Origin of the sequence: Serratia sp. LS-1 (assembly GCF_003719595.1) — a bacterium.
GTDB classification, from domain to species: domain Bacteria; phylum Pseudomonadota; class Gammaproteobacteria; order Enterobacterales; family Enterobacteriaceae; genus Serratia; species Serratia ureilytica.
On record NZ_CP033504.1, the window covers coordinates 5,121,623 to 5,129,267 of the forward strand.

Genomic DNA, 7,645 nt, shown 5'->3' on the forward strand with positions numbered 1-7,645 from the left:
GGCTAATAAAAATCCGGCCGGCGATAATATCCCGCCGCCCTGATTTGTCAGCCAAAGTAAACGTTTTTTACCTGGCTCCGATCATGGCGATACACTTCTTCTTCTACAGTATTGAATGGATGAGCGATTGCGCTGTCTATGGTAGATATCTGCGTCCGGGCCGTGCGCCCGGTTTTATTTTGTTCTGCGGCGCCGTGGCGCGGCGGTTACCGGGGAGCTGGGCGGCTCCCGCGGCACAATCAGTGAGGAAAGAGCGAGGATGGTCAAGGTGGACAAGCGACGGCTGTTGGCGATGGGGCTGTGCCTGACGGCGTTTTCGGGCGCGGCGCTGGCGGATTCTCTGGATGCGCAACGTCAGCGCTACCAGCAGATCAAGCAGGCGTGGGACGGCAATCAGATGGACGTGGTGGCGCAGCTGATGCCGACGCTGCGCGATTACCCGCTTTATCCTTATCTGGAATACCGCGAGCTGACTCAGGATCTGAGTCAGGCGGGGTTCTCCGAAGTGAACGACTTTATCAAACGCAACCCGACGCTGCCGCCGGCGAAATCGCTGGCGCCGCGCTTCGTCAATGAACTGGCGCGGCGCGAAGATTGGCGTACCCTGTTGGCCTTCAGCCCACAGCCGCCCAAACCGGTGGCGGCGCGCTGCAACTATTACTACGCCAAATGGGCTACCGGCGACCAGCAGGCGGCCTGGAGCGGCGCCGACGAGCTGTGGCTGAACGGCAAAACGCTGCCGAGCGCCTGCGATCGGCTGTTCAGCGTCTGGCGCGGCGCAGGCAAGCAAACGCCGCTCGATATTCTGGCGCGCATGAAGCTGGCGCTGAAAGAGGGCAACAGCTCGCTGGTCAGCAACCTCTACAGCCAACTGCCGGCCGACTATCAAACCATGGGCAACGCTCTGGTGCGCTTGCAAAACGATCCGACCACCGTGGAAGCCTTCGCCCGCAGCGTAGGGCCGACTGACTTTACCCGTGCCGCCACCGGCATCGCCTTTGAGCGCCTGGCGCGGCAGGATGTGGAAAACGCGCGGGCGATGATCCCGACGCTCGCGCGGCTGCAGAAAATGAGCGACGAGGAGCGGCTGGGGCTGGAAGAGGCGGTGGCCTGGCGCCTGATGGGCAGCGACGCTACCTATGAACAGGCGCAGTGGCGCGATCAGGTGATTCTGCGCAGCCGTTCGCCTTCGCTGCTGGAGCGTCGGGTGCGCATGGCGCTGGGCAACGGCGATCGGCAGGGCGTCGCGACCTGGCTGGCTCGCTTGCCGGAAGAGTCGCGCAACAAGGATGAGTGGCGCTACTGGCGCGCCAGTCAGCTGATGGACGAAGGCAAACGCGCCGAAGGCGAGGAGATGTTGCGCAACCTGATGACCGAACGCGGCTTCTATCCGATGGTGGCGGCGCAGAAGCTGAACGCAACCTATCCGGTGATGGTGGCGGTGGCGGCCAAGCCGCGCGCGTCGCTGACCGACGGGCCGGAAGTGGCCCGAGTGCGCGAGCTGATGTACTGGAATATGGACAACCTGGCCCGCAGCGAGTGGGGTTCCTATGTCGCCAGCCGCAGCCGGCCTGAACAAGAGGCGCTGGCGCGTTACGCCTTTGAGCAAAAATGGGCCGATCTGAGCGTGCAGGCGACCATCGTCGGCAAGCTGTGGGATCATCTGGAAGAGCGTTTCCCGGTCGCCTGGCCGCAGGAGTTCCGCCGCGCCACCGATGACAAGGGGATCACCAGCAGCTATGCGATGGCGATCGCGCGTCAGGAGAGCGCCTGGAATCCGAAGGCGCAGTCGCCGGTCGGCGCCTCCGGCCTGATGCAGGTCATGCCGCGCACCGCGCAGCATACGGTGCAGATGTACAATATTCCCGGCTATGTCGGGCCGAGCCAATTGTTCGATCCGCAGACCAACATCACCATCGGCACCAGCTATCTGGAGTCGGTCTATCAGCAGTTCGGCCGCAACCGCATTCTGTCGAGCGCCGCTTATAACGCCGGCCCGTCGCGAGTGAACACCTGGCTGGGCAACAGCGCGGGGCGGATCGATCCGGTAGCGTTCATCGAAAGCATTCCGTTCTCGGAAACCCGCGGCTACGTCAAGAACGTGCTGGCTTACGATGCGTTTTACCGCTATCTGACGCACCGGCCAGCCAAGGTGCTGACCGACGCCGAGTGGCAGAGACGTTATTGATTTTGACGGCCCTATGGTATGCTGCTGTACTAGTTAAATAGTATGGTGGCTGCCATGACGCAATTATCGTTAAACGACCCCGCTCTTTCAGAACAAGGCAATGAGGATTGGCTGCGCTTCGTCGCGCTGCTGCAGAATTCGTTTGCGCAAGAACTGCATCAACCGCTGTTGCAATTGATGCTGACGCCGGACGAGCGCACCGCGCTGGGCACCCGGGTGCGGATCATTCAGGAACTGATGCGCGGCGAGATGAGCCAGCGCGAGCTGAAAAATGAACTGGGCGCGGGGATCGCCACCATCACCCGCGGTTCTAACAGCCTGAAAGCGGCTTCACCCGCGCTGAAACAGTGGCTTGAGCAGCAGCTGCTGCACGACGCGCCCTAGCAGACTCTGCGTTATTGCTGATAGATGGCGTTGTGGAACGGCACCAGCGCCAGCAGCAGCGCCTGATGATAAACGCTGGTGCGGCTCAGCCGGCCGTCGGTGAAGACGCCGATGGCGCCGCCCTGGCGCTTCACCTCGGCGTTGCCGGTGATCGTCGCCATTTCGCTGCCCAATTCGCGGCCTTCGCGAATACCTTGTAAGATGACTTCCGGCAGCATCAGGCTCGCCGAGCGGGATTCGCCGCGGATGGACGGGTTCTCGATGGTCATCCAGGCGAAGGTCATATTCTCTTCAATCCCGGCTTCCACGCCGACCCAAAAATCGGCCTCGGGCCTGACCTGGCGCGCTTCCATCACGCGTTGACGCGCACCGGTGCGCGTTTCGTGATTGCCTATCGGCTGCAGCGAAACGCCGCTGGCGACGTCGACGGGTTCAATGCGGTATTGGCCTGCGCCGAAGACGTCATCGAAGGCCAATTGAATAGCCTTGATCTTTGCCGGGTTGGTAGTTGCAGCGACAACATGGTACATAACGGGTTTGATATCCTTCTGGCCGATACGCCGGGCAGCGGCAAAAGCGCCGCCGGGCCGGGGATAAACGCAAATTTCACGCAGTATAACGGAAAACAAAAATGTTACAGGTATACCTCGTTCGCCACGGCGAAACGGAATGGAACGCGGCTCGCCGCATCCAGGGTCAGTCCGACAGCCCGTTAACCGCCATGGGGGAACACCAGGCCCGTCTGGTCGCCAGGCGCGTCAGCAAAGAAGGCATTACGCATATCATTACCAGCGACCTGGGGCGCACGCGCCGCACCGCGCAGATCATCGCCGAAGCCTGTGGCTGCGAAGTGATTGGCGATCCGCGTTTGCGTGAGCTGCACATGGGGGTTCTGGAAGAACGCCTGATCGACAGTTTGACGCCGCAGGAAGAACAGTGGCGCAAACAGATGGTCGATGGTACTCCTGACGGCCGTATCCCTCAAGGCGAATCCATGGAGGAGCTGGGCGAGCGCATGCGCGCTGCGCTGGAGAGCTGCCTGATGCTGCCGGAGGGCAGCAAGCCGCTGCTCGTCAGCCATGGCATCGCGTTGGGGTGTTTGATCAGTACGGTGCTCGGGCTGCCGGCCTATGCGGAACGTCGCCTGCGCTTGCGCAACTGCTCACTGTCGCGCGTCGATCACCAGCAGAGCCCGTGGCTGGCTTCCGGCTGGATCGTCGAAACGGCGGGCGATGTCACGCATCTGGACATGCCCGCGTTGGACGAACTGCAGCGTTAACGTCGAATCGGGATCAGGTAATCGCACTTGATCTCGGTAGGCGCCTGATGCGGACGGCGCTCGCCTTTCGGGTAGAAGCGCTCGATGTCGTGCCCTTTGCGGCGCGTCAGTTTGAGCTCCGGCAGGCAAGTGCCGTAGACCGTCAGGATAAAGTCCTGCAGGCCTCCGATGGGCCCTTCATAGCTGAACATTGCAAATTCGCCGCCCGGCAGCACCAGCGGTTGAACTTCCTGCACTTTATCAGGCACCTGATCCGGCTCCAGCGCCGTGGTGTACAGCACTTCCTGTTCGTCGTCCTTCTCCTGGCTCGGACGCGAGTGGTGCAACCCGTACAGCACCGGCGGCAAGGTTTCGACTTCGCCGAGGAACTGGCGCCAGAACTGCGAGCGCAGCTCGGTGCGCACGGTGGTGATCTGTTCCAGCGTGCAGGAGTAGCTTTGGGTCAGGCCGACCAGATGCTTATCCGGCAACGAGAGGAACTCGGGCTGCGGCAGAGTGAAGGCCCCCAGACGGATCGGCGGGCAGATGCCGAACGCGTTCCAGTCTTCGGCGCGGCGGTACAGCGCCGGCGTTTGCGCAAACTGTTTCTTGAAGGCGCGCGTGAAGGTCTGCTGCGAGTCGAAGCGATATTGCAGAGCGATATCCAAAATCGGCCGGCTGGTCAGGCGCAGCGCGACGGCGGCCTTGGACAGCCTTCTTGCCCGGATGTAAGCACCGATGGCATTACCGGTAATATCTTTGAACATCCGTTGCAGGTGCCATTTGGAGTAGCCAGCCTTGGCCGCCACGTTATCCAGCGACAAGGGTTGGTCCAAATGGCTTTCCAGCCAGCTAAGCAGATCACGAATGATACCGGCTTGATCCATAGAACTTCCTCGTAAAGCTTGGGGGTAGGAACCCGAACTGTTGATTCGTCACGCTGGTGCTGCGCTATCAGACCGATCCATGAGCCATTATGGGTTGCACTCTTTGCCTCTGCTGCGCATGCCGCGCCAGAGTTGGATTGGGGTACACCGTAGTGGGCGCAAAGAAATAACGACGCCGCATCATAGCAATTTTTTTCCTCCGCGACTCTCAAAGATTTTTGTCACGCTCTGTGCTAAAACGGACGGTGCGGACCCGTAAAAACCCAATTCCGTGAGCTTAGACATAAATAATGGTGATCGCCGAGCCCATTTTCGCGGCAAGGTTATATCGGAGTTAAGTAAATGAAAAAAAGCTGGATATTTTTATTCGGTTTGGTTTGCGCAACCGTGGGAAGCGCACAGGCGGAGCAAGTGGGTTCCGTTGATACGGTGTTTAAATTGTTGGGGCCGGACCACAAAATCGTGGTCGAAGCGTTCGACGATCCGGATGTTAAAAATGTAACTTGTTATATCAGCCGCGCCAAAACCGGCGGCATCAAAGGCGGGCTGGGCCTGGCGGAAGATACCGCCGACGCGGCCATTTCCTGCCAGCAGGTCGGGCCTATCGAGCTGAGTGACAAGATCAAAAACGGCAAGGCGGAAGGCGATGTGGTGTTCCAGAAACGCACGTCGCTGGTGTTCAAGAAGCTGCAGGTGGTGCGCTTCTACGACGCCAAACGCAATTCGCTGATCTACCTGAGCTACTCCGACAAGGTGATCGACGGCTCGCCGAAGAATGCGCTGAGCGCGGTGCCGATCATGCCGTGGGCTGAGGCAAAATAAAAAAACGGGGTTCAGCATGCTGAACCCCGTTTTCATGACGGCAGGCTGGAATTACTCTTCCAGATCGCCGCAGAAGCGGTAGCCTTCGCCGTGGATGGTGGCGATGATTTCCGGCGTGTCCGGCGTCGATTCGAAGTGCTTGCGAATGCGACGGATGGTGACGTCCACGGTGCGGTCATGCGGTTTCAGCTCGCGGCCGGTCATCTTCTTCAGCAGTTCGCCGCGGGACTGGATCTTGCCCGGGTTTTCGCAGAAGTGCAGCATGGCGCGGAATTCGCTGCGCGGCAGCTTGTACTGTTCGCCGGCCGGGCTGATCAAAGAGCGGCTGTTGATGTCCAGCTCCCACCCGTTGAACTTGTAGCTCTCGACCAGGCGGCGCTCTTCGCCGAGGCTGCCCAGATTCATGGTGCGCGACAGCAGGTTGCGCGCGCGGATGGTCAGCTCACGCGGGTTGAACGGTTTGGTGATGTAATCGTCGGCGCCGATTTCCAGGCCGAGGATTTTATCCACCTCGTTATCGCGGCCGGTCAGGAACATCAAGGCGACGCTGGCCTGTTCACGCAGTTCGCGCGCCAACAGCAGGCCGTTTTTGCCTGGCAGATTGATGTCCATGATGACCAGATTGATATCATTTTCAGACAGGATATTGTGCATCTCTGCACCATCATTGGCTTCATGAACAATGTAGCCTTCCGCCTCGAAAATGCTCTTCAGGGTGTTACGAGTGACTAACTCGTCTTCGACAATCAGAATGTGCGGGGTCTGCATATTTGCTACCTAAAATTGCCAACAAAATAGAAAATAGGAAGTACAGAAGTCTCTGTTTTCTTAGAGGAGGGCAGAGATAGCGCCACGTTCCCTCTCAGCAAATGACTAAAGTACGTAAACTCGTTCTTGATGCACTTTCCATCTCATGTCAACAAGATCGCTAGCCTGGTGGGGATGCCGTTCCCTACAACCCCTTGGGTGCCAAAACGGCGCATATCCTAACCCCATTAACAGCAATATAACAGCGCGTGCCGAATTCATCACCCAACAAAACTACGCTTTGTTGACATATATCAAATTCAATTGTAGCACGTTAACAGATTTGTGAAAAACACTTACAGAAATGCCAGTTTAAGTCACAGAACCTCAAATTCTGTGAACGATTCAGCATTATCCGGCCCGATAGGATACAATTATTCGCTTATTGATCATTGCGTTGTTTTAACTCATTGATAAATAAATGCAGTAAAACATAAGCATGAATAATGACTATTACGACAGGTTTATTAGCTCAACGAGCCGTTTAATCTTGTTTGTTGCTATTAACGCGTTTATTGTTACGCAATTGTAAATACATGCGGGCGCTGCGCTATCGTCAAAAACGCAGGCCCGCCTTCGGTGGAAGAGTGATGCAGCTTCATATTGTTCTAGTGGCTCCGGCGCGGCCGGAAAACGTCGGCGCGGCGGCGCGCGCGATGAAAACCATGGGTTTCGCTTCGTTGCGCATCGTCGACAGCGAGGCGCATCTGCAGCCGGCGGCGCGCTGGGTGGCACATGGGGCCGGCGAGATCCTCGACGGCGTGCAAACGTTCGCCACGCTGGAACAGGCGCTGGCGGATGTGGATTTTACCGTCGCCACCACCGCCCGCAGTCGCGCGCGTTTTCACTACTACTGCACGCCGCCTGAGCTGCTGGAACAGCTGAGTGAGCGTAAGCAGTGGGTCGGCCAGGCCGCGCTGGTATTCGGCCGCGAGGATTCCGGCCTGACCAACGAAGAGCTGGCGCTGGCGGATTTGCTGACCGGCGTGCCGATGCAGGCGGATTATCCGTCGCTCAATCTGGGCCAGGCGGTGATGGTGTACTGCTACCAGTTGGCGAGCCTGATGGGCGTCAACGCCGCGCCGCAGGAGGCTGCGGCGCCTGAAGGGCAACTCAGGGCGTTGCGCCACCGCGCCGATGCTTTGTTGGATGCCCTGGAGGTCGGCGATGACCAAAAATTGCGCGACTGGCTGCACCAGCGCCTCGGTGCGTTGCCGCAGCGAGATACGGCGATGCTGCATACGCTGCTGCACGACATCGAAAAAAAACTCGCCAAGTGATAGCGGCTCCAGCAGGCGG

At 59.0% G+C, this 7,645-nt stretch carries 8 protein-coding genes; 5 read left to right on the forward strand and 3 right to left on the reverse strand.

What is annotated here, in order from left to right; all coding sequences use genetic code 11:
* Positions 1-259: 259 nt before the first annotated feature.
* Complete coding sequence (gene sltY, locus EDY99_RS24410; RefSeq protein ID WP_033641806.1) at positions 260-2,188, forward strand: murein transglycosylase; 1,929 nt, start codon at positions 260-262, stop codon at positions 2,186-2,188.
* A 54-nt stretch (positions 2,189-2,242) separates the two neighbouring features.
* Complete coding sequence (gene trpR, locus EDY99_RS24415; protein ID WP_016929152.1) at positions 2,243-2,572, forward strand: trp operon repressor; 330 nt, start codon at positions 2,243-2,245, stop codon at positions 2,570-2,572.
* A gap of 11 nt (positions 2,573-2,583) precedes the next feature.
* Here the strand turns inward: trpR and yjjX are convergent, their stop codons facing one another.
* A complete protein-coding gene (yjjX, locus tag EDY99_RS24420) occupies positions 2,584-3,102 on the reverse strand; it encodes an inosine/xanthosine triphosphatase (RefSeq protein WP_033641807.1) in 519 nt (172 codons plus the stop codon).
* Positions 3,103-3,203: 101 nt separating this feature from the next.
* On the opposite strand from yjjX, the gene gpmB reads away from it, so the two are divergent.
* Positions 3,204-3,851 (forward strand): 2,3-diphosphoglycerate-dependent phosphoglycerate mutase GpmB, encoded by a 648-nt coding sequence (gpmB, locus tag EDY99_RS24425; protein WP_025305227.1) that lies wholly within the window; start codon positions 3,204-3,206, stop codon positions 3,849-3,851.
* On the opposite strand, the gene robA is transcribed toward gpmB, so the two are convergent.
* Entirely contained in the window at positions 3,848-4,717 is an 870-nt protein-coding gene (gene robA / locus EDY99_RS24430) for an MDR efflux pump AcrAB transcriptional activator RobA (RefSeq protein WP_033641808.1), read from the reverse strand. The two genes, gpmB and robA, sit on opposite strands and share 4 nt — an antisense overlap.
* A 342-nt stretch (positions 4,718-5,059) precedes the next feature.
* Here robA and creA point away from each other — a divergent pair, with 342 nt between their 5' ends.
* Entirely contained in the window at positions 5,060-5,539 is a 480-nt protein-coding gene (gene creA, locus EDY99_RS24435; protein ID WP_033641809.1) for a protein CreA, read from the forward strand.
* Positions 5,540-5,590: 51 nt separating this feature from the next.
* Here creA and arcA read toward each other — a convergent pair whose 3' ends face one another.
* Positions 5,591-6,307: a two-component system response regulator ArcA gene (gene arcA / locus EDY99_RS24440; RefSeq protein WP_004933003.1), complete on the reverse strand. Its 717-nt coding sequence runs from the start codon at positions 6,305-6,307 to the stop codon at positions 5,591-5,593.
* A 629-nt stretch (positions 6,308-6,936) separates the two neighbouring features.
* Between arcA and EDY99_RS24445 the strand changes: the two genes are divergently transcribed.
* Positions 6,937-7,626, forward strand: a complete 690-nt coding sequence (locus EDY99_RS24445) for a tRNA/rRNA methyltransferase (RefSeq protein ID WP_046688215.1) — start codon at positions 6,937-6,939, stop codon at positions 7,624-7,626.
* The last annotated feature ends 19 nt before the right edge of the window (positions 7,627-7,645 follow it).